This window comes from Taklimakanibacter lacteus, assembly GCA_003576695.1.
GTDB classification, from domain to species: domain Bacteria; phylum Pseudomonadota; class Alphaproteobacteria; order Rhizobiales; family Aestuariivirgaceae; genus Taklimakanibacter; species Taklimakanibacter lacteus.
The window spans coordinates 469,860-495,327 of the sequence record QOZQ01000004.1 but is presented as its reverse complement, the minus strand read 5'-3'; the positions used below and the strand labels follow the sequence as shown (position 1 = coordinate 495,327).

At 57.2% G+C, this 25,468-nt stretch carries 17 protein-coding genes; 10 read left to right on the top strand and 7 right to left on the bottom strand.

Going from position 1 to position 25,468, the window contains the following annotated elements:
* Nucleotides 1–526 precede the first annotated feature (526 nt).
* On the top strand, nucleotides 527–2,482 hold the full coding sequence (locus tag DT068_RS10550) for a D-apionate lactonase family protein (RefSeq protein ID WP_119389769.1): 1,956 nt from the start codon (nucleotides 527–529) through the stop codon (nucleotides 2,480–2,482).
* Nucleotides 2,483–2,961: 479 nt separating this feature from the next.
* Nucleotides 2,962–3,972, top strand: coding sequence for a UDP-glucuronic acid decarboxylase family protein (locus tag DT068_RS10545; RefSeq protein ID WP_368904622.1), 1,011 nt, complete (start codon nucleotides 2,962–2,964; stop codon nucleotides 3,970–3,972).
* An 18-nt stretch (nucleotides 3,973–3,990) separates the two neighbouring features.
* Here DT068_RS10545 and DT068_RS10540 read toward each other — a convergent pair whose 3' ends face one another.
* Both DT068_RS10540 and DT068_RS10535 read right to left on the bottom strand, forming a co-directional pair.
* On the bottom strand, nucleotides 3,991–4,353 hold the full coding sequence (locus tag DT068_RS10540; RefSeq protein ID WP_162914126.1) for a GtrA family protein: 363 nt from the start codon (nucleotides 4,351–4,353) through the stop codon (nucleotides 3,991–3,993).
* Between the two features lie 56 nt (nucleotides 4,354–4,409).
* Entirely contained in the window at nucleotides 4,410–5,594 is a 1,185-nt protein-coding gene (locus DT068_RS10535) for a glycosyltransferase family 2 protein (protein ID WP_119389766.1), read from the bottom strand.
* A 334-nt stretch (nucleotides 5,595–5,928) separates the two neighbouring features.
* Here DT068_RS10535 and DT068_RS10530 point away from each other — a divergent pair, with 334 nt between their 5' ends.
* Entirely contained in the window at nucleotides 5,929–7,221 is a 1,293-nt protein-coding gene (locus DT068_RS10530; RefSeq protein WP_119389765.1) for a hypothetical protein, read from the top strand.
* Nucleotides 7,222–7,224: 3 nt separating this feature from the next.
* Nucleotides 7,225–7,758: an AAA family ATPase gene (locus DT068_RS10525; RefSeq protein ID WP_119389764.1), complete on the top strand. Its 534-nt coding sequence runs from the start codon at nucleotides 7,225–7,227 to the stop codon at nucleotides 7,756–7,758.
* 597 nt (nucleotides 7,759–8,355) lie between these two features.
* On the opposite strand, the gene galE is transcribed toward DT068_RS10525, so the two are convergent.
* A complete protein-coding gene (galE, locus tag DT068_RS10520; protein ID WP_119389763.1) occupies nucleotides 8,356–9,330 on the bottom strand; it encodes a UDP-glucose 4-epimerase GalE in 975 nt (324 codons plus the stop codon).
* Between the two features lie 449 nt (nucleotides 9,331–9,779).
* Between galE and DT068_RS10515 the strand changes: the two genes are divergently transcribed.
* The 4 genes from DT068_RS10515 (at nucleotide 9,780) to DT068_RS10500 (ending at nucleotide 16,713) form a co-directional block, all read left to right on the top strand.
* Nucleotides 9,780–10,091: a hypothetical protein gene (locus tag DT068_RS10515; protein ID WP_119389762.1), complete on the top strand. Its 312-nt coding sequence runs from the start codon at nucleotides 9,780–9,782 to the stop codon at nucleotides 10,089–10,091.
* 243 nt (nucleotides 10,092–10,334) lie between these two features.
* Nucleotides 10,335–13,637 carry a DUF6212 domain-containing protein gene (locus DT068_RS10510; RefSeq protein ID WP_119389761.1) on the top strand — a complete coding sequence of 1,101 codons (3,303 nt, stop codon included), beginning with the start codon at nucleotides 10,335–10,337 and terminating at the stop codon, nucleotides 13,635–13,637.
* Between the two features lie 56 nt (nucleotides 13,638–13,693).
* On the top strand, nucleotides 13,694–15,601 hold the full coding sequence (locus tag DT068_RS10505; RefSeq protein WP_162914125.1) for a glycosyltransferase family 2 protein: 1,908 nt from the start codon (nucleotides 13,694–13,696) through the stop codon (nucleotides 15,599–15,601).
* Nucleotides 15,602–15,618: 17 nt separating this feature from the next.
* A complete protein-coding gene (locus tag DT068_RS10500) occupies nucleotides 15,619–16,713 on the top strand; it encodes an SGNH/GDSL hydrolase family protein (RefSeq protein ID WP_119389759.1) in 1,095 nt (364 codons plus the stop codon).
* Nucleotides 16,714–16,864: 151 nt separating this feature from the next.
* Here the strand turns inward: DT068_RS10500 and DT068_RS10495 are convergent, their stop codons facing one another.
* The 3 genes from DT068_RS10495 to DT068_RS10485 all read right to left on the bottom strand — a co-directional run bounded on the left by DT068_RS10495 (nucleotide 16,865) and on the right by DT068_RS10485 (nucleotide 19,673).
* Complete coding sequence (locus DT068_RS10495; protein WP_119389758.1) at nucleotides 16,865–18,205, bottom strand: porin family protein; 1,341 nt, start codon at nucleotides 18,203–18,205, stop codon at nucleotides 16,865–16,867.
* 425 nt (nucleotides 18,206–18,630) lie between these two features.
* Complete coding sequence (locus DT068_RS10490; protein WP_162914124.1) at nucleotides 18,631–18,954, bottom strand: hypothetical protein; 324 nt, start codon at nucleotides 18,952–18,954, stop codon at nucleotides 18,631–18,633.
* Between the two features lie 191 nt (nucleotides 18,955–19,145).
* Nucleotides 19,146–19,673: a hypothetical protein gene (locus DT068_RS10485; RefSeq protein WP_162914123.1), complete on the bottom strand. Its 528-nt coding sequence runs from the start codon at nucleotides 19,671–19,673 to the stop codon at nucleotides 19,146–19,148.
* 771 nt (nucleotides 19,674–20,444) lie between these two features.
* On the opposite strand from DT068_RS10485, the gene DT068_RS10480 reads away from it, so the two are divergent.
* A complete protein-coding gene (locus tag DT068_RS10480) occupies nucleotides 20,445–21,512 on the top strand; it encodes a hypothetical protein (protein WP_119389755.1) in 1,068 nt (355 codons plus the stop codon).
* The gene (locus DT068_RS10475) at nucleotides 21,509–22,702 is read left to right on the top strand and encodes a glycosyltransferase family 4 protein (protein WP_368904620.1); all 1,194 of its coding nucleotides are present in this window, start codon (nucleotides 21,509–21,511) and stop codon (nucleotides 22,700–22,702) included. The genes DT068_RS10480 and DT068_RS10475 overlap by 4 nt, the downstream gene beginning before the upstream one ends.
* A 326-nt stretch (nucleotides 22,703–23,028) precedes the next feature.
* On the opposite strand, the gene DT068_RS10470 is transcribed toward DT068_RS10475, so the two are convergent.
* Entirely contained in the window at nucleotides 23,029–25,182 is a 2,154-nt protein-coding gene (locus DT068_RS10470; protein WP_119389753.1) for a glycoside hydrolase family 3 N-terminal domain-containing protein, read from the bottom strand.
* Between the last annotated feature and the right edge of the window lie 286 nt (nucleotides 25,183–25,468).

Below are 25,468 nucleotides of genomic sequence, written 5' to 3'. Positions count from 1 at the left end.
GCTCGACGCCCATGATGCCGGAAAGCCCGGCGACAGGATCGCCATCGCTTTCGATCTCGCCCATTTCATCCTGATCGAGCCGGACAGCGGGAAGGTATTGGGGTCGTAGGATGCTGCTGACTTCGCACCCTCCTCAAGTTCGTCATCCCGGCGAAAGCCGGGACCCATTAAATTCTCTCAATGCGAGCAGCCCGCCCGCTTGCACTTATTCAGGGGATCCCGGCTTGCGCCGGGATGACGGAACATGGAGAGGGCCGGTATGACTTCGCTCGACGACCATGATGCCGGCAAGCCCGGCGACAGGATTGCCATCGCTTTCGATCTTGCCCATTTCATCCTGATCGAGCCGGACAGCGGGAAGGTGCTGGGGTCGTAGGATGCTGCTGACTTCGCACCCTCTTCAAGTTCGTCATCCCGGCGAAAGCCGGGACCCACTAAATTCATTCCACGCGCACAGCGCCGCCCGCTTGCGCTTATTCAGGGGATCCCGGCTTTCGCCGGGATGACGGAAATAGAGAGGGTCATCATGACTTCGAAGCAGCCATCGCGCGCAATCAAGCTGTTCGGCACCGAAGAGCCGGTGGAGCCGCCGCGCCTGCTGAAGGCCGGGGCACTTTCGGCCGAGTTCGAAGCCGGCAATCTGCGCTATATACGCTATGGCGGCATCGAGATGATCCGCGCCATCTCCTTCATCGTGCGCGACAGGAACTGGGCGACCTATACGCCGGTCCTCTCCAACCTCCTGGTCGAGGAGGATGGCGAGAGCTTCGCCGTCAGCTATGACGCCGAGACGAAGGACAAGGACCAGGCCTTTCGCTATTCCGCCAGGATCGAAGGCACCGCCGATGGCCGGGTTGAATTCTCGGCTCAGGGTGCGGCGGCCACCGATTTCGTCACCAACCGCACCGGCTTCGTGGTGCTGCATCCGATTGCCGGTGTCGCGGGCGAGGCGGCGCGCGTCGAGACGGCCGACGGCAAGGTGATCGACACGAGATTCCCCGATCTCATCCAGCCCTCCCAGCCGATCATGAACATGCGCGCCATCACCCATGAATTTGCGCCGGGCGCCAGGGTCGTCTGCCGCATGGAGGGCGATGTCTACGAGATGGAGGACCAGCGCAACTGGATGGATGCCTCCTACAAGACCTATGTGCGCCCGCTGGCCAGGCCCTGGCCCTACACGCTGAAGGCCGGCGAGAAGCTTTCGCAGAAAGTGTCGCTGCGCATCGAGGGCAAGGCGCCTTCGGCAGGCGGCAAGGCGAAGCCCGTCACCATAAGGGTGGGCCGGAAGCTGGGGCCTGTGCCGCCTCTGGGCGTGGGCCTGGCGCCTGAGGATGCCGCTTCCGCAGCCAGGGCGATCGCGAGCCTCGCCAGGATCAGGCCCGCCTATGTCGTCTGCCACTATGACACGCGCCTCGGCCATGACCGGAAATCCCTGAAGGCGATGCTGAAGGTCGCGCAGGCGCTCAAGGCCGAAGCCTGGCTCGAGGCTGTCGTCACCAGGGTCGAGGGCTTTGAGGACGAGATCGCAGGCCTCGCCAAAATTGTGGCCCGGCTCAAAGCGCCCTTCAGCCGCGTGTTCCTGTCGCCCGCCTCCGACATGAAGTCGACGCAGCCGACGGGCCGGTGGCCGCCCTGCCCGCCGCTCTCCGACATCTATAAGCTCGCCCGCCTGCTGTTCCCGGGTGCCCGCATCGGTGGCGGCATGATGAGCTATTTCACCGAGATCAACCGCAAGCGCCCGCCCGCCGGGCATGCCGATTTCATCACCTTCACCAATTCATCGCTGGTCCATGCGGGTGACGACCGCTCGGTGACGGAAGGCCTCGAGGCGCTGCCCGCCATGGCGAAAAGCGTCAAGGCCTTCATCGGGCCGAAACCTTTCGCCGTAGGCCCCAGCGCCATCGGCATGCGCTTCAATCCCTATGGCGCTGCCCCGCAAGCCAATCCGAAGGATGTGCGCCAGGCGATGAACCGCAACGATCCGCGCCAGCGTGGCCTCTTGGGCGCCGCCTGGGCCTTGGCCTATTTCGCCCATTTCTCCCGCCATGGCGCCGATTCCATAGCGCTCGGCGGTCTCACTGGTCCATTCGGCGTGCTCTATAGCAAGAGCGCCTGGCCGCAGGCCTGGTTCGACAGGCACAAGGGGCTCTATCCGGTTTTCCATGTCCTGCGCGGGCTGGCTCGTCTGAAAGGCGCGGACCTCCTCGACACCACGATCAGCCGGCCGCGCGATGTCCAGGCGGTTGCGGCCAGGCGCAAGGACGGCCGGACGGAATTATGGCTCGCCAATCTCTCAGGCGAGGCTGTCACGGTCGATGTCGGGCGGAAATTCGTGGGCGGTCGCTCCGTTGCTCTGGATGAACAGGCTTTTGTCCGGGCGGCGGAGAAGCCCGAGTTTCTGGACAGCGGCAAGTCTCGATTGGATTCCCCGCGCATGACGCTCTCGCCCTTCGCGATCTGCCGGATCGTCACGGGCTGAAACCGCGAAATTTCCTGGCAAGGTTAAGGGAACCGATCCAGGGCCGACGCCGGTCGTTCTCGCGAGTGGCGTCCCCATTCATTTGAAATCATTGAGAATGTTCCAAAACCGGACGGCCTGGTAACCATTTGTAAACGCGAAATAAGAGTCGAATTTTACTTAGTTTTTAGTAGATAATAGACCTGCCCTAGCGTAGATTTCCGGCTGGATGGCTAAGTGCATGCATTCGTGTCGTTATTCGGACTACGTGCCTGTCTCGAAAAAGGTGCAAGCCGCCGGGAGACCGGCAGGGCATCGGGGCCGTATCAAAACATTACGCAGCGAAATTGAGGCACGGCGTTTGCAGGGCGTCAAGCCAGGACCCCGGACGGGTCTTGTCCGAAACACCGATAGGCGAGCGCACACTTATGGCTGACAACCACCAGACTCCCGAAACGCCCTGGTCCTCAGAACCGAAATCGTCCCCCCGGATTGGCAACATGCTCGTGCTGGGCGGCGCCGGCTTCGTCGGCTCGCATCTTTGTGACAGGCTCATCCGTGACGGCCATCGGGTGACCTGCGTCGACAATTTCGCCACCGGCTCGCTCGCCAATATCCAGCACCTGATGCAGACCAACCGTTTCGCGCTGGTTCAAAGCGATATCGTCAAGCCGATGACGTTCTCGGAAAAGTTCGACCAGATCTACAATCTCGCCTGTCCGGCATCCCCGCCTGCCTACCAGGCCGATCCCATCCAGACGATCAAGACCAGCGTTATCGGCGCCATCAATGTGCTCGACCTCGCGCGCGAGCATGAGGCGGTGGTCTTCCAGGCCTCGACGTCGGAGATCTATGGCGATCCCCTGCACCATCCCCAGCACGAATCCGACTGGGGCAATGTCAATCCGATCGGCCCCCGCGCCTGCTATGACGAAGGCAAGCGCTGCGCCGAGACCTTGTTCTTCGACTACAATCGCGTCCATGGCGTAAAAATCCGCGTGGCGCGGATATTCAACACCTATGGTCCGCGCATGGCGGTCCATGACGGGCGCGTGGTGTCGAACTTCATTGTCGCTGCCCTGCAGAACAAGCCACTCACCGTATACGGTGCCGGCGCACAGACCAGGTCCTTCTGCTATGTCGACGATCTCGTCGAAGGCATCGTCCGTCTCACAAATGCGCCTGATGAGGTGACGGGTCCTATCAATCTTGGCAACCCGGAGGAATTCACGGTCAGGGACTTTGCGGAACTCGTCCTCGGCCTCACCGGCTCACGCTCGCAGATCATTCATCTGCCGCTGCCTACAGATGACCCGCGCCAGCGCCGACCCGACATATCGCGAGCCGCCGAGCAACTCGGCTGGCGGCCGACGATTGCAGTCGAGGACGGTGTCCGGCGCACGATTGCCTACTTCGACGGATTATTGGGTAAAGTTGAGCCTGCACATCAGCCGGACTCAGCAACCGCGCGTCGCACGGCAACCTTGCGCGGCATGTCATCCGCCATCTGACGCCGACTAACTCGCTTGCTACTTGCCCGGCGCCGCAAATGCCCACATCAAGCTGGCGAGAAAATTCATGGCACTGATGATAACCGCGATCGCAATAAAAAGCACTGCGTTTGCTCCTCCAAACAAGGGAGAGAGTAGAGGCGGCAGCAAAAATGAGAGCGAAAGAGCGGTCGCCTGAACCACGATATACCGCGGAAAAGCCGTTCGATGGGCAGCTTTCGATTCGAACGAGAAGCGGCTGTGTAGCATGTAGATGAAAGGAACCAAAAGGCCGTATGAAAGCAGGCTGGAAAGCTGCGGCTCTCCACCCAGCCGGACAGCTATCGTGGTTATCGCAGCATAGAGAGTTGCTCCCAACACCCCTATCCAGATGAATTTCACAAGCTTCCAGACGGTGCTCCCAAAGGAATCTGACTGTCGGAGGGACATAAAGCTCCTCATGGGCCGTTTTCCGGCGTCGATCGCGGCGGTATCATCTTCGCAGGTATTTCCAGAATAGCACTCAGGAAGCCGGTCAGCGCCAATTGTATTCCGATGGCAATCGCCGTCAGCGAAACGAGCAGGATACGCAATATGCTGGAATATTGAATGGGGCCGAACCCCAAGGACATCCACGAGACAATGCACCAGACAAAGCCCGCCAAGCCAATCGCAAGGCAAACCAAAGCGACAAGAAGCACTCTTTCAAGGGTAAAGGCATCAAGAGCGGACGTGAAGCGGCGAACTTGGGGAAGCATCCGGTAGATAGTCGCCAGGCGTCTCGCGGTCACCGCAAAACTTATTGCCTGCACACCGACCAGCGTCGATATGCAACCGACGGCAAAAGTGTGGATGTCGAAATCCACGCTTCCCACCCTCATCTTGCCGGGCAGGAGCAGGCCGGCAACCAGAACACCAAACAGCATGATGGCGAGTCCGGGATAGAGGAACAGCCACTTGGGGCTGTATACGAGAAGAAAGCTGAGATGCCGCCAACCGTCGCGCCATGTCCGTAAATGCGGGGGCCGCGATCGCCCGTCCTTGGCAAGCGTGGCAGGAACCTCCTCGATCCTGTAACCAGCCAGAGCGGAACGAACAATCATCTCGCTCGCGAACTCCATGCCGGTGGTACGCAGTTCGAGACTGGTCATTCTTTCGCGATCGAAACCGCGCAACCCACAATGAAAATCTCCAATGTGAATATCAAAGAAAAGCCTGCCCAAAAAACTCAGGACCGGATTGCCGAGATACCGGTGAAGGAAGGGCATCGCACCGGGCGCGATTCCGCCGCGAAACCTGTTGCCCATCACCAGATCAGCGCCTCCGCGAAGCTTCCCGACGAACAAGGACAGGCTGGAAAAATCATAGGAATCATCAGCATCCCCCATGATGACGAACTTCCCCTTCGCAGCCTTGATTCCCGCCCATAGGGCCGCTCCGTACCCCTTGGTTGGGACGGAAATCACGCGCGCGCCCATGTCGGCAGCGATTTTCTGGGAGCCGTCGGTCGAGCCGTTGTCCGCGACGAGCACCTCACCGGTGATACCGCTGATCTCTAGGAATAATTTCGATTTGCCGATACAGGTAGCCAGCGTCTCTGCCTCATTGAGGCATGGGATCAATATGGTCAGTTCAATGTCCATCCGACACTCCGAGCCGTGTAAATCCGTTTCGAGCTGCAAGAACGATGCCCTTTAGTTGACCGGCAGTTGACCGGCCTACAGAAATTCCCTTGCATTTGGCCTCCTAGGCACCCGCTTGCACCGACTCACCTATTTTGCTCATTGATGGGAAGAATGGATACGTCAAGGTGTTCCCCGCAATGGGCAGAAGCGGGAAAAAGAGACAAGGGTTTGGGGCAGCGCGCTTATGCTGGAAGGCTATTTTAGAGAAGGAATCTTCGGAGGTATGTCCGGTGAGACAAACGTCGTCTTTCACGGTTCGCATGGGCCGGGACACTGACTGGTGCACGGGTTGATGTTCTCCGACGTCCGCCGGGCACGCAGCACCGCCATTGATTTCTTCCTTGTCTTCTTCTTGTGCCTGTCCATAGCCCTTGCCAATGGGTTTCCTCTGTACACGCCGGATTCGGATGACTATGCCGGTTGGCTGGACAGCATCAGCGCCATGAGGTCGCCCGTCCCAGGGCTGGTTTCCTTGCCGCTTTACGCGTTGATCGGTGCATGGGCTTTGCCGGTCATTTCCAGTGCGATGATTGCCTGCCTCGTGACGGAGTTTTGCGACACCGTCCTCGGCGGTCCCCCTCCTCTCTCGGCGCTGTCTTTGCTTCTGATCGCGGCCGGCGTCCCCATTTTCGCTTCCTTTATCATGCCGGATATCTGGGTACTCACCCAGGTGGCCGGCACGGTAATCCTGTTGCACCGCTGGCGGACGCCGGTGTTTGTCATGGTTGCACTGTCTGCCGCAGGCCACGGCGCCAATCTCGCGATATTGCTCTTGCTCCTGCCCGTTATCGCACTTGTTTGGCCCTCCCCGAGATGGGCGATCCTGGTGGTTGGCAGTTGCCTGGCCGCCAGTATAGCGACACTAATGACTGCCAACCTCATCGTTTCCGGCAAGCCCTTCCCTGAGACCTATGCCTGGTCGATAACGGCATCCAAAATGATGAACGATATTCCCGAGACGGTTGAACAGCTCTGCAAGGAGGAACCTGGCCACCCGATCTGTGGAAAAAGGCAACTTATGAACGGCAACGTTTACAACGCCGACGACTATTACGTCTGGTTCAGCGATTTGAGTTGGGTTCACACAGGCGGGCTTGCACGCGCGGAATTTACTGACCTGGGCAAGAAGCTCTTCATGATCGCGCTGATGGAACGTCCGCTTCAGCTGGCGCTTGCCACGGGTAGCGACTGGATTCGCGCTTACGATCCGGCGCGGTGCTTCGGCGCCGGTTACATCGAGAAGAAAGAGTCGAACCATCACATACATTTCCTCGTTGATCAGGATCACGGCACCCTTGCCCGTCTCGGCTGGCTCTCATCGCCGATACTTTGCAAGCCCGTATATTTCGCCAATACGATCCTGCTCGGAGCAGCGCTGGCACTGAGCATAGTGTTCTTCCCTATTCTTGAAAGAACTTCTCGTGCCACATTGCTGACCCTGTGGTTTGCGTTTCTGGCAAATGATTTCGTGTTCTCGCTCCTTTCAGGAATGTGGACACGGTATACTGTGAGAGCATATGGCATCCTTGCGCTCGTCGTTCTGGTGTCATTGATGGCCAGGCGGAGAACTGAAAGCATCGTCTGACAGATGTCGATTTACTTGATTTCCGGCGTTTCCGGCTCAGGAAAGACCACGATCGGCCATGAACTCAGATCTCGTGGTTCCAGGATCGTTGAAACCGATTCAGATCGGGCACTGAGTGGCTGGCGCGTTCGCGCTACTGGCGAACGAGCAATTGAAAAACCGGTCTACCCGCTCAGCGCTGAGTGGCTGCGAGAGCACGAATGGAGCTGGGACAAGAATCGGATGCGAGCGATCTTGGACGAAAAGGACACGGGCCCCTTGTTCATATGCGGCGGAGCGAGCAACGAAAGAGATTTCTTTTCTTGGTTTACCAGAATGTTTGTCTTGATCATCAAAAATGAGGTTTTGGCTAAGCGCCTTCAGGTGAGGGAGCCGAGGCGATGGATCACCAACTCGGCCGAACTGAACAGACTGTTTGAGTACAATGACTATTTCACCTCCTTCAGTCAAAAGTCAGGTATGATCCCGATAGATTCCGATCGGCCGCCAGCAATGATTGCTGACGAAATATTGGAGATGGTTCGGCGCGATCAGTAGATTCTCGAACCGGAATGACAAACCTGGGACCATCTGCAGGCGAACAGCTTGTCGCGAGCCATTGCCAATACTTTCGTGCTGTTCCTCCAGGTCTCTCCAAAGCGGAGAGCTGCCGCCTAGGCAGGGTCATCAGTCTGGCTGCGCTTCGTCAGGCGAACGGGATTCACTGGACTTCGGACGGCCATCCGGTCTGACCAAAAGCCACAAGCCGAAAAGCGGGGCCCAGACGGGAAAAGCCCCCACAAGCGCGAAGTTTGTCCTGACTCCTTTCCGCTTGGCCATTCGCGAGAAAGCTGTGCCCAGTTTGATCCAAACAAACAAGAACGAAAGACTGAAACCGAGCAATCCCCCAGCGCCCGAACTATTCATCGAAACCTCTGATTAGTCACTCTTTGGCGGCGATGGTGAACGAGCTTGGAGCCGGCATTCTCATTCGCATCACCCTGGCTAGAGCATGCTCTCCGGTCGCAAAGCCGCCGAAGTATTGCCCATCTCCATGCGCCATGCGACGGACAATACACAATCCGGGCACACGATGTACTTAACTTATCTTAATTCACTCCTGGCAGTTACGTGGGGCTGCCAAGCCCGTTTCAGTCAGTAAATTGACCGAATGCCTTTCCAGGCCGTCAGTATGAGCGTTTCCAGATCGGAATATTCTGGCTGAAATCTGATTGCCTCAGCCGCGAGACGTGTTGAAGCTATAAGAACCGGCGGATCACCCGGCCGTCGCGGACCAAGATTTGTTGGCACGGCCCGCCCGGTTATCCGCTGCACCATATCGATCACCTGCCGGACACTGAATCCCCGACCAGTGCCAAGATTGAGGACAATAGGAGCAGCATTCCTGTTTAGCTGATCGAAGGCCAGCCAGTGTGCCGTGGCGAGATCGCTGGCATGTATAAAGTCTCTGATTGCCGTGCCGTCCGGGGTTTCATAGTCACTACCGTTAATTTGCAATGGGGGACCGATGCCAGCGGCTGCCATGAGCGCTCTCGGAATGAGGTGGGGCTCTGGAACATGCTTTTCGAACAAATCACCTTCAGGATCACAGCCTGCCGCGTTGAAATAGCGGAGAACGGCATGGCTGAACCCGAAGGCCCTGGCATAGTCGGCCAGTATCTGCTCACAGATCAGCTTGGTTCTGCCATACGGGTTTATCGGGCGCTGCGGATGATCTTCATCGATCGGGACCACATCAGGGATACCATATGTCGCGCAACTACTTGAAAAAATTAGTCGTTTTACCGATGTCTCGCGCATTGCCTCAAGCAACTTCAATGTTCCGATTACATTCACATCATAGTAGGTATCCGGTTGCGCTACGGAATCTGCGACATAGGCCAAAGCAGCAAAGTGGAACACAGCCTCAACCTTGTAGTCTACGATGGCATTTCGAACAGCCGTCTTGTCTCTGATATCGCCGATTACCAGGGGGCCCCAGCGAACGGCCTCCCTGTGTCCATTTCTGAGGGAATCAAAAGTTACCGGCCTCATTCCCTTTGATGCCAGCAACTTGCAGGCATGGCTGCCGACATAGCCGGCTCCACCCGTGACAAGTATATTCGCCATGATTAACGCCTCTCTTGGGCCACCCTACTCGTCGTTGATGAACATACCCTGCAATGATCCGACTCACCCAAAAACAGCCAATAGGCCTGCTAGATCATTGGCACGGTTTATGCTTGCCCAGCTCAGTAAGCCCAGCACGACCGGCGTACAATTTTTAGTTGTGATCCGATCTGCAGAGGGAACCAAACCGTGGAGGATGTTTCGGCGAGCAAACAGGCGTTAACGATAGTGCAGGAAAAACGGTTGCAGCATTAACATTAGCAGTCAGTTCCTGCGATGACTTTTCTATCTTAACTCTTTGATTTAACTTACTGATTCCAATATACGTCAAAACCGGTCATAAGTAAATTGATTGACGACTTGTGCCAATCTCGACTACAATGACGTTGGGACACGGTTACTCAGAAGGATAAAATTGTTCGTAGAGTTGTCCCTGGACGGAGAAGATCATGACGGCGATCAAATATTGGCTGGCGACTCTGAGTGTTTTTGCGCTCGGGGGTGTTACACAATCCTATGTGCAGCCCGTTGAGGCGGCAAAAAAGGTTACACTTGCAGAGGTCCAACGAGCTTGTGAGCGCGCTTTGCAAGCGAACACGATCGAGGCCCTTGAAGAATTTCTTCATAAGTACCCGGCCAAAAAGTATAAGAATGACGTAGCTTGCTACGCCCTCGCCCTCGGTGCGTTGAATGAATTTTCGGGCGATGACCGCGACCCGACAGAGCGTGGCAGGCCTGGCGATGGCGGATACGCCCAGTAAGTCACGCAAACCTGCGGGTTAAGCGGAGCCAAGCTGATCCAAGCTGTTGTTGATCGCCACCCTGAATACATTTTCGGGGTGGCGGTTTCATGGCTCAAGGAATTCACTCCCGCAACTCACAGAATCTATCTATAAGGCCGGATACGCGGTTTGCTTAAGCATCCGGGGATTTTCTAGACATGTGTAAGCTTGGATCAACATCTCCGCTCCTATAAAGGAGACCGGGGCGTTGTAGAGAATCTTATGGCAAGACCAGCAAATCCCGACAAAGAGCAAACTTCGGCTCGAAAGCCGATCAGACTGTGCATCGTTGCAACGTGTTTGCCCGGTCGGGACAGAACCGAGAATAGTGCTGCTATCGCGGGAATCGCCCAGAAGTTCGCATCAACAGGCGATATCGTAAGCCTCGTGTGGGTCCCTGACCCCGCCCTCCTTGTCGACAACAATGCGAAAGAAATCGAAGAGTTCCGAAAGTCTCTCTTTGAAACCTCCTTGATCAATCTCGCTTTACTGCCGCCATCCCGAGACTTGGCGCCGGAAGGCACCACTCGCCCCAAACAGTCTATTGCCGTCTACCATTATCTTCGCGAGCAGCAGTTCGATGCCGTCTATTTCATGCTCGAGGGCGGACTGGGATATTACTCGCTTCTTGCAGTCGAAACGGGTGTCTACAAGGATCCCCCCCAGTTCCATGTCATTGTACAATCCCCGACCGTCTGGAAGGCCGAATCTAACAAGTCGTTTCTAACCAACGTCGAGCAGGTTGCTTGCGCTCACATGGAGAGGTACTGCGTTGAACAATGTGGTAGCCTGATCTGTACTTCCAAAGCTGTATTATCCTGGATGCAGCACATGGATTGGAAACTGCCCGCCGACGCGGTGGTCATGATGCCCGTATTGCCCAATGAGTGGCTCCTGCCCGATCGGCGGCCCGGTGAGCCGGTCGAATGGGCAACCGAGCTTGTCTTCTGCGCTGGGCACGAATATCACACGGGGCTGACTCTCCTGTGCGACGCGCTCGACAAAGTGACCGGCAAGGTACCAAACGATCTCGTGATCACGGTGGTTGGGTCCTTCGACCAAATTTTGGGTGAGCACAGTGGCGGGATGGTGCTCAGACGGGCCCGCAACTGGCCTTTCGAAGTGAAATTTCTGCCGCATGTCAGCCCAAGAGAATGTCTGGCATACATGCATGCCCGGAAAGCATTGGCCGTATTTCCGGCCTATGCATCGGCAACAAACATGTGGGTAACCGGATGCGTCTCGACACAACTCCCATTCATTGCGACGGCTGTCGGAAGCATCCCGGAAATCTTGGCGCCGGAATGCCACCCAGATAGCCTCTGCGAACCTTCGCCCACTTCGTTGGCACAGAAGATAATCGATGCCGTCACGACGGGATCCCCGAAGATCGTCCCCAGCGCTGCACTGAGATCAAGCAGCGACGACTGGGTACGCCATCTTGATGCAGTTGCCGCTGGCGCCGGCGAAAGGAAACCACGCTCGGCCCCGGAGAACACGACGTCGCCTCTGGTCTCGGTGGTTCTGGTCCATCACGACCGACCGCAATATTTGTTGCAGGCGGTAAAGTCGGTGGAGCAGCAGGACTACGAGAATCTCGAGCTGATTCTCGTTGATGACGGAAGCAGGCTCGCGGAGTCCCGGGTGGCTCTGGATGCATTGGAGCCGAGCTTTACGAAGCGAGGCTGGAAGATCCTGCGGGAAGAGAACAAGTATCTTGGCGCCGCGCGGAATACCGGCGTGCGCGCGGCCAAGGGAGACTATGTTCTGTTTCTGGACGACGACAACGCACTGTTCACATCGGCAGTGTCGACGCTTGTCCATTCGATGGCCAGTTCGAGCGCGGACATTTGTACATGCTTTCACCGAACTCTTTACGGCGAAACCATCCCGGTCAGGGAAGAAGCCGGCTATATCCAATATATCACACTTGGCGGCTCCTTGGACCTGGGCTTCATTGAGAACTCCTTTGGTGACGCAAGTGCCATGATCCGACGGGAAGTCTTTGACAAGATAGGATACCAGGTCGAGCTATTTGGCCGGACAGGGGAAGACTGGGAGTTCTTTGCTCGCGCCGTTCTCGCGGATATGAAGCTTCGCGTCGTGCCGGAACCTCTCTATTGGTACCGCTCCAGTACGCGCGGGATGTTCCGCAACTCCCACTGGTACGACAATCGGCTGCCGACATTCGAGACCTACAAGAAGCACGGCTTCAAAGGACTTGAATATCTATATCATCTTGCGTTCTCGGCGCATATCAGTCGATCGGAAGTTTATGGCCTTCGCGACAACTTGCGTTTCTCACCTTCGGACGCGCAGTTCCTTCACCTTTGTGATTTAAGACCCGGATCGGACGAAGCCCTGAACCTGCTCGCCAGGATTGCGGCTTCGGAAGGGAGGCCGAGCACGGCGCTGTCCTTGCTTGCGCAATCCCAGCAGCAGGACTCGTTCGCCAATGCGGTTAAGGTGCTTAGGAGCGATTCAGAAATCGAGAAGGCCGTGGCGGAACTCAATTCCGGCGTACCTTACGAAACCCTGTTAGGCGGTCGGGATCTTCGCATGTTCACCGTTCCCACGCCGCGATCTCCGAATGTGTCTCCTTCGTTCTACCTGGAGAGCGATCCGGACCGCCTCTATCTCGAGGCAAGAGGACAAATTTCCGTCGCGACGCTCCCTGCCGGGTGTCCACCTGCGACCATTGGCGTGTCACTCACCGTCGCTTTTGACCAGCCAATAGTCGAATCGGCAGAAATCTTGGTCATGATCGTACCGATGAACCTGGACCCGGCTTTGGCCATTGCTGGCGCGGGCCGGAAGCCGGGGGCGGGAAGCAGCGGCTGGTGCCTGCTTTCGCTTCCCAACGAATCGCGAGAGGTTGAGGCGCGGCTTTCTGAACCCTCTTCTTCCGCCATGAACCTTGTCATCGCGGTCAGACCAGTATCTCGCGACGGAGGCCGGTCCGCCACAGCATGCTTCTCCAATATCAAACTACGGCGGTTGCTCGGTGCGGAACAGACGACAAGGCCCCGCAGTCGGGTCCTGCAAACACGACAGCGGGCACGCGAATTCACTCCCGAGGATTATGCCCACGCGAAGCTTGTCACGAATCACCCTTCGACATTGCCAACCTTGCTTTTCCCGCGCGAGGGAGGAATTTTTCTGCGTCCGAACACAAAAGGACCAGTTGTCGCCGTACTCAGCGACTCCTTTCCGCCTTTTGCCCGCAGGTTGATCGGCTATGTGGAAATCGCCCATGAAGAGGCCTCACCGTTCGAGTTTGCAATGGCTTTGACCAGACCGGATCAACTCGCCGATTGGCGTACCGAGACGCCGCGGAACTGTCATGAATTTTCCGGCTGGAAGCGGGTAACCGAGAAATTTCAGCTCCACGAAATCGTGCTTGAGAACAGACAAATGGCCAAAGTCCCCTTCGATTTGAACCTGGCAATCCGTTTGCCGAAGGGGTCTTCACCAGCACCGGCAAACGCATTCTGGCGCAAGCTGGTATTGACCTGGGACGAGTGAGGGGCTTCGGCAAATACTCACTTTGTATCGATCGGATGGGTTGCTGGAGACTGCGCATGATAAAGCTCAACCCCACCTTGTTGTCGCATCGCCGGGAACGCACTTTGTTCCAGGGGTTCTGGCACGGCGCTCCTCTTGGCCCCTTGCTTCGCGCATGCTTGGCCTCTTTCATTAAGATGGGTCATAGGTTTGACCTGTACTGCTACGACAAGGTAGCAGTGCCGCCTGGCGTTCGCTTGCGGGATGCCAACAAAATTATCCCCCGATCCGAGTTGTTCTATTGGGACAATCCGATGACCGGGAAATCCGAGATCAGCCCATTTTCGGATCTCTTCCGATTCAAGCTGCTGTCGGAGCGTGGCGGATGGTGGTCGGATGTGGATGCAATATGCCTGTCTTCCGATATCCCCGAAGTCAGTCGCGCGTGGGCACAGGAGAAGCCGGAACGAGAGGCTGGCGCCCTCGGGAGCAGCCAGATTGCGTTTCCTGCCGGCGATTCCATGGTTCTTGAATTGTACCGTCGGTGTCTCGAGAATTGCAGAGCCGGCACACTACGTCATGAGATTGGCCCTGACCTCATCAGCGACCTGGTTCGCGAGCAAGGTCTTCCCACCGACCTCTTCGGCACGCCTGATACGTTTTATCCCATTCGTTGGATCGAGATGTTCAAGCTGTGGCTGCCGCAATTCAGGGATGAGGTGACGGAGCGCGCAAACAAGGCGCTTTTCTTGCCGATCTATGGATCATTCCCACAGTATATCGGCCTGGAGCTCGTGAAGCTTCCGCCGCAAGGAAGTTTTCTTTGTGAGATCTGCGACAGGTACCTTGCCGACCATCGTGACTTGCCACACTACACAGCGGAAGAAATCGAGGTAAGAACGCGCGCGTTCATGATACGCCATGAATGGGCCCTCGACGAGCTTGCAATGGTCGCAGGCGAAAAGACCATAGAAAAATTGGGAATTAAAAGTAAGTGGGCGAAGCAAGCCAACCGGCAAGTCACAGATACGCCACTCGCGAAGATTGATACTCGCAGGATGCAATTTGCTCGCGACGAAGTACTTTGCGTTGTTGGCATGAGGAACGAACTCTTGCGACTGCCGTACTTCCTCGAATATCACCGCAAGCTCGGAGTCGATCGTTTCTTGTGTATGGATAACGGCTCCGACGATGGAACAACGGAATATCTCCTCGACCAGGAGGATTGCCATTGCTTTCATACCGAGGGCTCGCACTTTGCCAACAATATCGACCCGCCAAACTGGAGCAACGCGGTGTTGAACGCCTTTTGCAAAGGGCATTGGTGCGTCGTCATAGATGGTGATGAGCTTCTCGTCTATCCGGGATCCGAGAACGTCTCGCTCCAGCAGTTTTGTGGTTTTCTCGGTGACGATGGTGCCGATGCGATGTCTGCATCAATGATCGATATGTACGCTGACGGACCTGCATCGGACTTTACCTATCGCCAAGGTGAGTCCTTCGTTGAAACTGCCCCCTATTTCGATCCGAAGCCCGGTTGGCTCAGGCCCATCAGTGGGGTGTTTCCTCCGATTCAGATGTATGGAGGAGTCAGGGAGAGACTTTTCTGGCGCGGTCGCAATTCGAGGCCACCATGCCTGACAAAGGTTCCGCTCGTCAAATGGCGAGACGGAATGCGCTACCTTGTAGCCCAACACCTCATCAATCAGGCGGAACTTTCGCCCGTCACTGGTGCGTTGCTCCACTTCAAGTTCCTCACGGGGTTCCACCTCAGAACGGAAGTAGAAGTCCTGGACAATGCCGAAGTTGAAGAGAAAAGCCTCGAGGAAAGGGAGGCGTACCTCGCCGTCATAAAGAAGCAACCGAACCTGACAATCCGGAATTCCCAATCTGTAGAATACAGAAACTCCGAGCAACTAGTCGATCTGGGTTGGACTCAGAGCAGTCCGGCATTTGACAAGTTTCGTTTGCGATCCGACCTGTAGCGATTGAGAAACGACCAATGGCAGCACGTTGGCGTAACGCGGCCGGTAAAATCGCCTCGTTAGCGATGATTTTCGCGATTACCGCCGTATCTGCCGAAGGTATTCTGGAATTGATGCTTCGTTTTCCGGGGTACATACCGAACTCCATGATGCCGGCCATGAGGCAATACTACTACGCCGAGGACCAGCGATATATCCAGTACCTGCCGGACTGCGCCAAGTATGATCGAAAGCTGACCTATACTCTCAAACCAGGATCCTGCAGATTCTCGGGCCGCGAGTTTGATACCACCGTGACGATCAATTCACTTGGTGTCCGTGACAACGAGCAATCTTTGCAAGCGCCGGAGATATTCGTTTTAGGCGATTCTATTGCGATGGGATGGGGTGTAGAGGACGACGAGACATTCGCATCGATCGTCGAAAATGAAACTGGCATCAAGGTTTTGAATCTCGCAGTATCCTCGTATGGCACGGTCAGGGAGTTCGATATTTCAAACCGAGCTGATGCAAGTCGATTGAATACACTGATTGTTCAGTATTCACATAACGACCTGGAGGAGAACAAAACTTTTGTCGACCACGGCAACAAGCTGCCGATTAGTGGTAACAACGTCTACGAGACAACAAGGCGACAGCATCTCGACCAAACGAAGTATTTCGCCGGGAAGCATGTCCTTTGGTTAGTTAGGCGCCTTGTCGGGTCGCTGTTTGCATCCGCCCATGCCCAAGAACGGGCCGATGAGGCCAAATATTTCTTCAGCGTTCTATTCACCAAGTTTGACGAGTTGTCACAAAGGGCGAAGCTAGCACCGCACAGTACGCTGGTGATCGTGCAGCGCCTCCCCTGGCCGGCGGAGATCAGCCGCGCTGCCTTGGCCAGAGCGCAGCCACGGCCCGATGCTATTTCTAGATTGTTCGTGCTTGGGTATCCGACGCGTCGCGGAAGTGGCTATCCCCTTGATCAGCACATGACGGCAATCGGTCATCGCGAGGTGGGGGAGCAAATCATCAAGATCGTTCGCGATAAATGCTACCTGGTCCGGGAGGTAAAGGAAGCTGAGGCTGGGCAGCAGTTTCCCGAGTGTCGTTTTTTCCTCGATGAGTTGTAACCCTGTGCGACCGTAGTGCGAGGAAGCGACGAATGGAACTCAGTGGCGCAATCGCGCATCTCAATAAGAGAAGACCTCTGCTGCCCTTCACGGGCAGCAGAGGTCTTAAAATGCAGCAGTGGGAATTGACCAGCTTTCAGCTGGGTAGCTCCTACGGGAACCTGAACCAGGTTCCGAAGAAAATCTCCAGGCTATCGTTGTCGTCAATGTCGACGATGTCCAATGTATCCGGAACCTGGTCAGCATCGGTATCGAATGCCACGAAGGTCGCGCTATCGCCGCGATCGATATAGGTCGCGCCAACGCCAAGCGTTACCTGGCTAACTGGCGTCCAGTATACGCCCCCGCCGAAGCCCAAGGCGTTGCCCGCATTATCATAATCCTCATAGCCTACACCCAATTCGAGGCGGGTATCTTCCGAGAGATAGGCCAATATGCCGACCGATGCTCCCCAAAATTCTTCGTCGGCAGTCAGCGGTCCGACGTTGTTTGCATAGGACGAAGTACCTTCACCAAGAACCACGCCCGCCGTAACGGTGAAACTGCTTACATTGACGGTCGCGCCACCGCCGATTGCCCAATCAAGGTCGTCCCCGAAATCATCATCCTGGACAAGACCGGCGATCTGAGCGGTAAATGCGTCCGACGTGTAGAGCAGGTAACCTTGCAAATTCGGGAGGTCAGAAGTATCGGCCGAGCCGGCGACAGTTCCCTCGCCGGCAGCGATAACACCATCGCCATCTGCATCGAATGCGATATCCTGGCCTAAGAATTCATCCGGGTCCTCGAGGGATATCGCAAAGGCCCACTGGCCATTTGCATAGGCGAGACGCATCTGCTCGTTGTTAGTGTTCGAAGGACCGAAGGAAAATGTCGGGCCAGTCGCCGCATTCCAGTCCCAACCCACCTGCAGAGCGCCAGTGTTGTCGTTGTAGCCCGCCATGAGTTCCCAGTTAGGAGCGAACTTCCACCAGCCATAGGCTTTGTTCATCTTGGCATTCTCGGAGTAGTCCCGGAAATTGCCGCCGCCATCGGCTTGCAGACGGAAATAGCCGCCCACCTCGCCGACCGCCGTGTCAGCCTTGCCCTTGATGTAGATTCGGCCGCGCACCTTCAAGTCGACATTGTCATCTTCGGTCGCATCGAAATCGCTGTAGACCAGCGCCGTGCGGATTTCGCCCGACACGGAGACTTCTGCTGCCGGAGCAGCGTCAGCCGTAGGCAGGACCGAAAGCGTAAAGCCCGAATTCTCCTGAACCCGATCGGCAGCACGCTCGGGGAGGATACCCTCGTACGTGCCCTGGCCATCACGGATCGACAGCAGGCTGTAGCCTGAAGGCATCGACGCCTGCGGCTGGGTCTCGAGTTGCGAAACTCGCGTCTGCAAGGCCTCGATCTCCGCTTTGAGCGCGCTCAAATCATCGGCGCGTGCCGCTGTCGTGGCGACCAACATCGCCGCACCCGACAAAAGCGCCCATTTCGTAATCTTCATGATTTTTTCCCCATCCCTCAACTCAAAGCGTACAGCTTAAGCCTGCTTGGCAGACTCATATGTTCCAACATCTGACAGGGGGCCCTGGCGGTCAAGGAACCTTGCTGGACATCGGGGAAATTTTGGTCAGTGTGACAGGAAAGCCACAATGTTTATTGCCAAATTCTTAAAAAGGATCATTTTTATACGTCTTTATTCCTACTGAGTAAGCCCCGCCGTCGGCTTGAGCCTGTGCCGCGGCTAAATGCTAATAACCCGCCGCCATCGGCGAAGGGGCGACTCCAGACGCAACGGATGCCGACTGGATTTGGCATTACGGCAGCTTGGCCTCTTCAACTTCTCGCTCAATCGAGTGCGAATTGCGAAGAATAGTCTACTTCCAGGCTGTTTGGCCGATTCGTCTTATGTCGCGCATGCTCAAATGCTTAGCCTTCGGAAGGCACAACCACGGGGTCTTCCGGCGCGCGACTATCGTCATGGCTCTGGCCTTCGGGAACCACAAGCCCGTCCCCGGGCGGGATTGCCAGCGCCGCGCAAGCGCTTTTGCCGCCATAGACGCTTTGCGGATACTTTCTCAGGAAGTCTTCCAGTGCTTCGACCGTGTTTTTCTGAAGCGCCTCCTCGCAAGCGCATTCTTCCGAGGCGCACTGCCGGGCTGCACTTTGCCCTGAAACGACATTGTTGCTGATGCCCAGCACGAGAGCACCGAGGACCAGTACGAACTTTTGTGTGGTTTTCATCGCCTTCACACTACAACTCACAATGGGACAAATATTAACACTTCATTAACCCACAATCTACCCTTTGGTAAGATCATGGTTACCTCGCTCTGGAGCAAATATCGGGCCAAAACAGGCTTCCTGGCGGCTTAGACAACCAAAAGCGCGGGCCTTTTCGGACCCGCGCTCACGATCTCAAGGATGTGGTTGGTTCTGAGGTCTTAGCCGTCAACACGCAGGCGCGATTTCGACCCGCGGCGGACCACCGCAGACCCGCAGGCCTTGATAAAACGGCTGGCATAGCCATAGCTCATGGTCTTCATCCGCCCCGAAAGGCCACCCTGGCTGCGTATCCAGGATTTCACCCAGCCGGGATAGTTCCGCATCATGAATTGCTGTGCCACCCGGTTGCCGTGGGCCGACGCGCCGAAGGGCGAATGGAAGCTGAAAGAGGCGCCGGGGCTGACGCATACCTGGCTGGGCGCCAGGCCCAGATAGAGCGTGCAGGCCGACTGGCAGCTGCCGCTGAAGCGAACCTTCGTGCCGTTCTGGCGCCATCTCAGCATGCGCAGGCCGTAGTTCAGAACCACTCCGCCCCGGTCCGATCCAACCGACACGGAGCGCGAATAGTCGTTGTTGGGCGGCAGGCTGGCAAGCTTCAGTTTCTTTGCCGCAAGCGCGAGATCGGCTGTAAAAGCAATCGTGCAGGCTGCCAGCAGCGCGACGCGCATCATTCTCGAATTAAGCATATGACGACTCCCGTTCCCGAAATTTGACGGACGGTAATCGCAGGCCCCCCTCAATAGAGTTAGAATAACCACTACAATGCGAGATAAACCGGCTCCCCGGCTTTATGTGTTTAACTCCGCGTTGTTCAATACATTTAAGTTTGATGAAATTTTTATTTATGCTGTCAGATCAGATGCGTAGCGAAACTACAACTAACGGTCGGCGCGGGCACACCGCAAAGCACGTGCGCCGGCCTCCACCCCGGCGGAATCTCCTTCGCCGGCACACCTGCCGCCGGTCCCGCCCTCTTCTCCGGCCCCTCGGGTTCACCCGAATAGAGATTGCTCGCCGGGTGCTCCTGCATTGAAATCACGGACGACCATGCCGAGCAGCCGCTTCTGCCCGTCACACGGCGCCACGGGATCATCTGGCGCAGCACCGTAAGGGTGGCGGTGGGAACGTCACCGAACTTGCGCTCCGGACCTGCGCCTTGCGCATCTCCAATAGCTCGCCGTCAGAACATCCTGGACGACGAGATAGAAAGAAAGATCGACCGCCGCCGCGACCGCTGCGTCTTGAGCCGCGTCAGGGCTTCGAAGTCCTCGACCGTCGCCACGAGCGTTCTTCCGGGCAATATCGATGACCTGCACGTTCGTGAGATCCCGACCGTGCATTAGCACGCCTGCGGCAATTGCCGCAGGGTTTGACACACGAGTGACCCTCGCCATAGAGTGCTTGGGAAAGCCGCAAAATCGCTGATATTCGATTATGGCTCACGACGGCGGTTCAAAATGTTAGTGGTCATTCCGACAGCCCGGGCGGTTTCCCTGGAATATCTCGAGCCGCTCATCGATTTTGGCGCGCGCTTCATCGTTGTGGATGACAGCGATGGAAATGTCAGGGTAGATCACCCGCAATTCAGCGTCCTCAACTGGAAAGACCAAGCTCGGATGCTTGGCAAAGACGTCATTGCCATACCTCGCCGCAATGGCGCCTGCCGCGACTTCGGTTTCTACGTGGCCTGGCGTGAATCGGCGCCTGGCGAAATCATCATTGCGTTGGACGATGACTGCAAGGTCGAAGACGGGAATTTCGCCGCATCCGTGCAAGCCGCCCTGAGCGACAGTCAGCGGCCGGTAGCCCGCGGCACCGGCCGGCATTTCAATGTTCTAGACTGTTACCGCAACGCCGAGACGAATATCTATCCGCGCGGCTTTCCATATTCGCAGCGTCCCGCATACAGGAAATGGTCATTCGAAGGCTCGTCAAGAGGAACCGTGACCTTCAATCTCGGTCTTTGGCGAGAGTATTTCGATGTGAATGCCATCGACAAGCTGCAGGGACCCAAATACTGCTACCCTGACGCAGAACTGCAGCATGATTCGGTAATCGTGCCTGATGCGGCACTGATATCCGTCTGTTCGATGAACATGCAGTTCCGACGTGAGGTGATTCCGGCGGCATACCAGCTCCCGATGCATGTCGAGGTAATGCCGGGATGGGTGGTGGACCGATACGGCGACATCTGGGGCGGATTCATCCTCAAGACGTTAATGGACCTAAAGGGTGACCGGATGACGACCGGCGGCCCGATGATCCGACACTTGAAGGAAGGCTCTTTTCAGCGAAACATCTGGCAGGAGCATATTTGCCATCTTGTCAACGATGAGTTTCTGGAAATCCTCGACAAAGCGCGCAGTGAAGTAAAGCCCTCCGATTACCTGACGATGATGGCGCACCTTGCGGAAATTTTTGACCGCGAGCGGGCGAACTGTGGAACGATATTACAACGTTATCTTGATGTCGCCGTCCCCGCCATGAAGGCGTGGACCCGTACCCTCTCGCGAGCGGCGCCATGAGGCTGTTGACCATTCGTACTCACTGCCAGGCACGGTACGGCTCGGAGAATCATATGCTGCGCGTCGCCTTCCGGCTTCTTCGTCACGATATCCAGGTTCATGCCGCATTCCCACAGTCCGAGGGAACAGCGTCGATGATTTCGGATTGTCAGGCCGCCGGGGTCTCCTACAGCCCTTTCGACTGCGACGCTGATACGGCCGCCGCGCGTTGCCGTCAGGTGCGCAAACTTCTCCATGCGATAAGGCCTGACGTTGTCCAGTTCACGGCCGGATGGCCAACACAAGTAATCGAGCCTGCCTTGGGATGCGCTCTTGAGGGTGTCCCGCTGCTCGCAGTATTCCAGCTCGCTCCCAAGCCGATCTCCCTTTCCGAGCAATGCCGCCGGCGGCTTTCTTGGGCCCGCAGCCGACAGCAGCGTTGGATGGCGGTATCGCAACAGAATTTACCTCACCTCCAGGATACTTTCGCAGCACACCGGGACGATTTGGGTATTCTTTACAACGGCATCGACATTGAGAGCTGCGACGAGCGCAACAGAGAAGCTGTGCGCCGGGACGTTCGGGTGGAACTCGGCCTGCCTGCCGACGCAAGGCTGTTGCTGACCACCAGTCGTCTTGATCCGCAGAAAGGCCATTCCGATCTGCTGAAAATTGCGCCGATGCTCGTCGAAAAATTCCCTGATGTGCGCTTCGTATGGGCCGGCGGAGGTTGGAAAGGGGATCTGACAGAACGTCAGAGGCTGGAATCGGAGATTCGTCAGCTCGATCTCCAAGGATGGGTTCGTGTACTTGGCTATCGCAATGACATCCAGCGGCTCCTCACCGCTTCGGACCTGCTCATCTTTCCCACACGGTTTGAGGGCGGGTGCTCTTCCTCAATTCGTGAAGCGATGATGCACGAGCTTCCGATTGTCTCCTCTGACGCCGGAGGCATTCCGGAGGTTCTGCGCGACGGATTCGACGCCCTGCTTTTTCCGGTTCGGGATATCGCCGGGATGGTCGCCCGGATAAGCGAAGCACTGAGCAAGCCGGATAAGATGCGCTCCCTTGCCAAACGAGCTCGAGTTCGCATTGAGGAATTTTCCTCGGAGCGCATGGTCGAAAATTATCTGACGGTGTTACGAGACCTGTGCAATCGGTCTATGGCAGAAGCTCGTCAAGTGCCGATCACCGCGAATAATCCGATCTAACAGCCGGAAGGCGGGATGATTGCGCACGTCGTTTGGCCAAGGCCTGCCGGCTGGCTCCCCGCTGATGCGCAGCTTTGTGCCGTTCTGGCGCCATCTCAGCAAGCGCGACAACTCACCCAGAAACTAAGTATAATTGCCGCAGCGTACGAGAACAAAACATGAACATTTTTACCCCGACCGAGCAAGCGGTAGGCAAAGAATCTGCTTGCATCTGCGCACAGATGTTCTATATTTGTTCTAGCAAAAAGAGCGCCTGATCCTTGGCGCCGCGCTCATTGAAATTGTCAAATTTTACCGTCATCGGACACTGGTTGGCTGGCACGTAGTTATCGCACCAGGCGCACGCTGGCTTTGAGAAGCGTTTCTTCCCTGGCCGAGGAGCCGACGAAGAACAGGAACTCCCCCGCCTCCAGCTTGCTCGCAAAATCCTGGCCGGGGAACATCATGTCGGCCGTTGTCAGCACGACCGTGACCGTCTGCGACTGGCCGGGCGCCAGCGTGAGCTTCGCCAGGCCCTTCAGTTCGAGCACCGGGCGCGACACGCTCGCCACCGGATCGCGCATGAAGAAGAGCGCCGTCTCCTCGCCCGCAACCTCGCCCTCATTGCTGACCGTGACGTCGAGCGTCACCTTGTTGCCGGGGCGCAGCTCCGAAGGACTGGCGCTGAAACCGCTATAGGTGAAGCGCGTATAGGAAAGGCCGTGGCCGAAGGGGAAAAGAGGCTCGTTCGGCAGATCGAGATATTTGCTCTCATAGCGGAAGTCGGACAGTTTGGGCCGCCCGCTGGGCCGGTGCGCATAGAAGACCGGAATCTGTCCGACATCGACGGGCCACGAGACCGGCAGCTTGGCGGATGGATTCCATAAGCCCGTGACGACATCGGCCACCGCATGGCCCGCCTCGCTGCCGAGGAACCAGGTGGCCAGCACCGCATCCGCCCGCTCGATGAGATCGGTGACGGCGAGCGGCCGCCCGGATGAGAGGAGAACGATGACGGGCTTGCCGACATCGAGCACCGCCTTGGCGAGTTCCGCCTGGTGACCCGGAAGATCGGGCCTGCCGCGGCTGCCGGCCTCGCCGCTCATGAAGCGCTGCTCACCGAGGCACAGGATGGTGAGATCGGCGCGCCGCGCCATGTCGACCGCGGCGGCGATGCCGTCGAGATCGCCGCCTTCGATATCGACGCCGGCCGTGTGCAGGATCTCACTTTGCGGCCATGCGGCCCTGAGGCCCGGCAGGAACGGCACCATGTCCTCGATCAGGCCTGCGCCCGACCACGGGCCCAGCATCTCGGCCTGCGCATTGGCGAGCGGCCCCAATATCGCGACGCGCCGCGGCGCCTGGCGGATCGGCAGCACATTGTTGCGGTTGGTGAGGAGCACGATCGACCGGCGCGCCGCATCGAGAGCCGCATCGCGATATTCGACGCGCCGCGCCTTGTGGTCGAAATTGGCGGCAGCGTCCCGATAGGGATCATCGAACAGCCCCAGTTGCTCCTTGAGCATGAGCACGCGCCCGACCGCCTGGTCGATGAGATCCATCGTCACCGCCCCGCTCTGCAGCGCCTTGGGCAGGCCCTGCACATAAGCATGCCCCATCATGTCGATATCGACGCCGGCCTTGAGCGCCAGCGTCGCCGCTTCGGTGAGGTCGGCGGCGATGCCATGTGCGATGAGCTCGGCGATGGCATTGTAGTCGCTGATGATGACGCCCTCGAAACCCCATTGCCGGCGCACGATATCGCGCAGGATGGCGACATGGGCGGTGAGCGGAATGCTGTCCATGTCGGTGAAGGCCGGCATCAGCGCCGCCACACCCGCTTTGACCGAAGCCTCGAAGGGCGGCAGATAGACTTCGTGCAGCGCGCGCTCGGAAATCTCGACCTCGGCATAATCGCGCCCCGCCATCGCGGCGCCATAGGCGGCCAGATGCTTCGCCGTCGCCGCGAGCGAGAGCGGCGACTTCACGTCGTCGCCCTGGAAGCCCTTCACCTTCGCCTTGGCGAAAAGCGATGTCAGCCAGGAATCCTCGCCCGCACTTTCGGCGATGCGCCCCCAGCGCGGATCGCGCGAGACATCGAGCATCGGCGCGAAAGTCAGATTGAGTCCCTCGGCCGCCCCTTCGAGGGCGGCGATGCGCGCCGTGCGTTCCCATAGAGCGGCATCGAAGGCCGCGGCTTCCCCCAGCGGAATGGGAAAGATTGTCCGGTGGCCATGAATGATGTCGTAGCCGAAGATCAGCGGAATGCCGAGGCGCGTCTCCTCCACCGCGATGCGCTGCACATCGCGCACCTGCTTGCGGCCGAAGAGGTTGAACAGGCTTCCCAAACGTCCGGCCTTGAGCGCCTCCAGGTAATTTGCGGGATCGCCCGGGCCCGTCGTCACCAGACCAGCGGTCAACATATTCAGTTGACCGATCTTTTCCTCGACCGACATCGCGCGCATCAGCTGCACAACCCGATCGGTCAACCTGGCTGACATACTTCCTCCACCAAAAAATTCGTCCGTTCAGCGAGCATTCATATCAATCACGGCACACTATTTGCCTGACAAATGAGCGGTTCCAATGATGGAACTTCTCGAACTGTGGCTTTGCCGTCACAGTTTCCCGAATAATCGAGGTTTTAGGGTGGCATAGCAAGTTTACATAAAGCGTTTACTAGCTGCGCTCACTATCTTCGATTAGGATTCACGAAGGGCAAGAATCAAGAAGAAGAAAGACGGAAACTAAAAGGGCTGGTCACGGACCTATTATGATGGACGAGAA

Bases quoted from the DNA above. Each gene is read 5' to 3' on its own strand.
- DT068_RS10505 (WP_162914125.1), top strand. From the start codon at position 13,694: ATGATAAAGCTCAACCCCACCTTGTTGTCGCATCGCCGGGAACGCACT.
- DT068_RS10525 (WP_119389764.1), top strand. From the start codon at position 7,225: ATGTCGATTTACTTGATTTCCGGCGTTTCCGGCTCAGGAAAGACCACG.
- DT068_RS10510 (WP_119389761.1), top strand. From the start codon at position 10,335: ATGGCAAGACCAGCAAATCCCGACAAAGAGCAAACTTCGGCTCGAAAG.
- DT068_RS10485 (WP_162914123.1), bottom strand. From the start codon at position 19,673: ATGCTTAATTCGAGAATGATGCGCGTCGCGCTGCTGGCAGCCTGCACG.
- DT068_RS10535 (WP_119389766.1), bottom strand. From the start codon at position 5,594: ATGGACATTGAACTGACCATATTGATCCCATGCCTCAATGAGGCAGAG.
- galE (WP_119389763.1), bottom strand. From the start codon at position 9,330: ATGGCGAATATACTTGTCACGGGTGGAGCCGGCTATGTCGGCAGCCAT.
- DT068_RS10475 (WP_368904620.1), top strand. From the start codon at position 21,509: ATGAGGCTGTTGACCATTCGTACTCACTGCCAGGCACGGTACGGCTCG.
- DT068_RS10550 (WP_119389769.1), top strand. From the start codon at position 527: ATGACTTCGAAGCAGCCATCGCGCGCAATCAAGCTGTTCGGCACCGAA.
- DT068_RS10500 (WP_119389759.1), top strand. From the start codon at position 15,619: ATGGCAGCACGTTGGCGTAACGCGGCCGGTAAAATCGCCTCGTTAGCG.
- DT068_RS10495 (WP_119389758.1), bottom strand. From the start codon at position 18,205: ATGAAGATTACGAAATGGGCGCTTTTGTCGGGTGCGGCGATGTTGGTC.
- DT068_RS10480 (WP_119389755.1), top strand. From the start codon at position 20,445: ATGTTAGTGGTCATTCCGACAGCCCGGGCGGTTTCCCTGGAATATCTC.
- DT068_RS10515 (WP_119389762.1), top strand. From the start codon at position 9,780: ATGACGGCGATCAAATATTGGCTGGCGACTCTGAGTGTTTTTGCGCTC.
- DT068_RS10530 (WP_119389765.1), top strand. From the start codon at position 5,929: ATGTTCTCCGACGTCCGCCGGGCACGCAGCACCGCCATTGATTTCTTC.
- DT068_RS10545 (WP_368904622.1), top strand. From the start codon at position 2,962: ATGCTCGTGCTGGGCGGCGCCGGCTTCGTCGGCTCGCATCTTTGTGAC.
- DT068_RS10470 (WP_119389753.1), bottom strand. From the start codon at position 25,182: ATGTCAGCCAGGTTGACCGATCGGGTTGTGCAGCTGATGCGCGCGATG.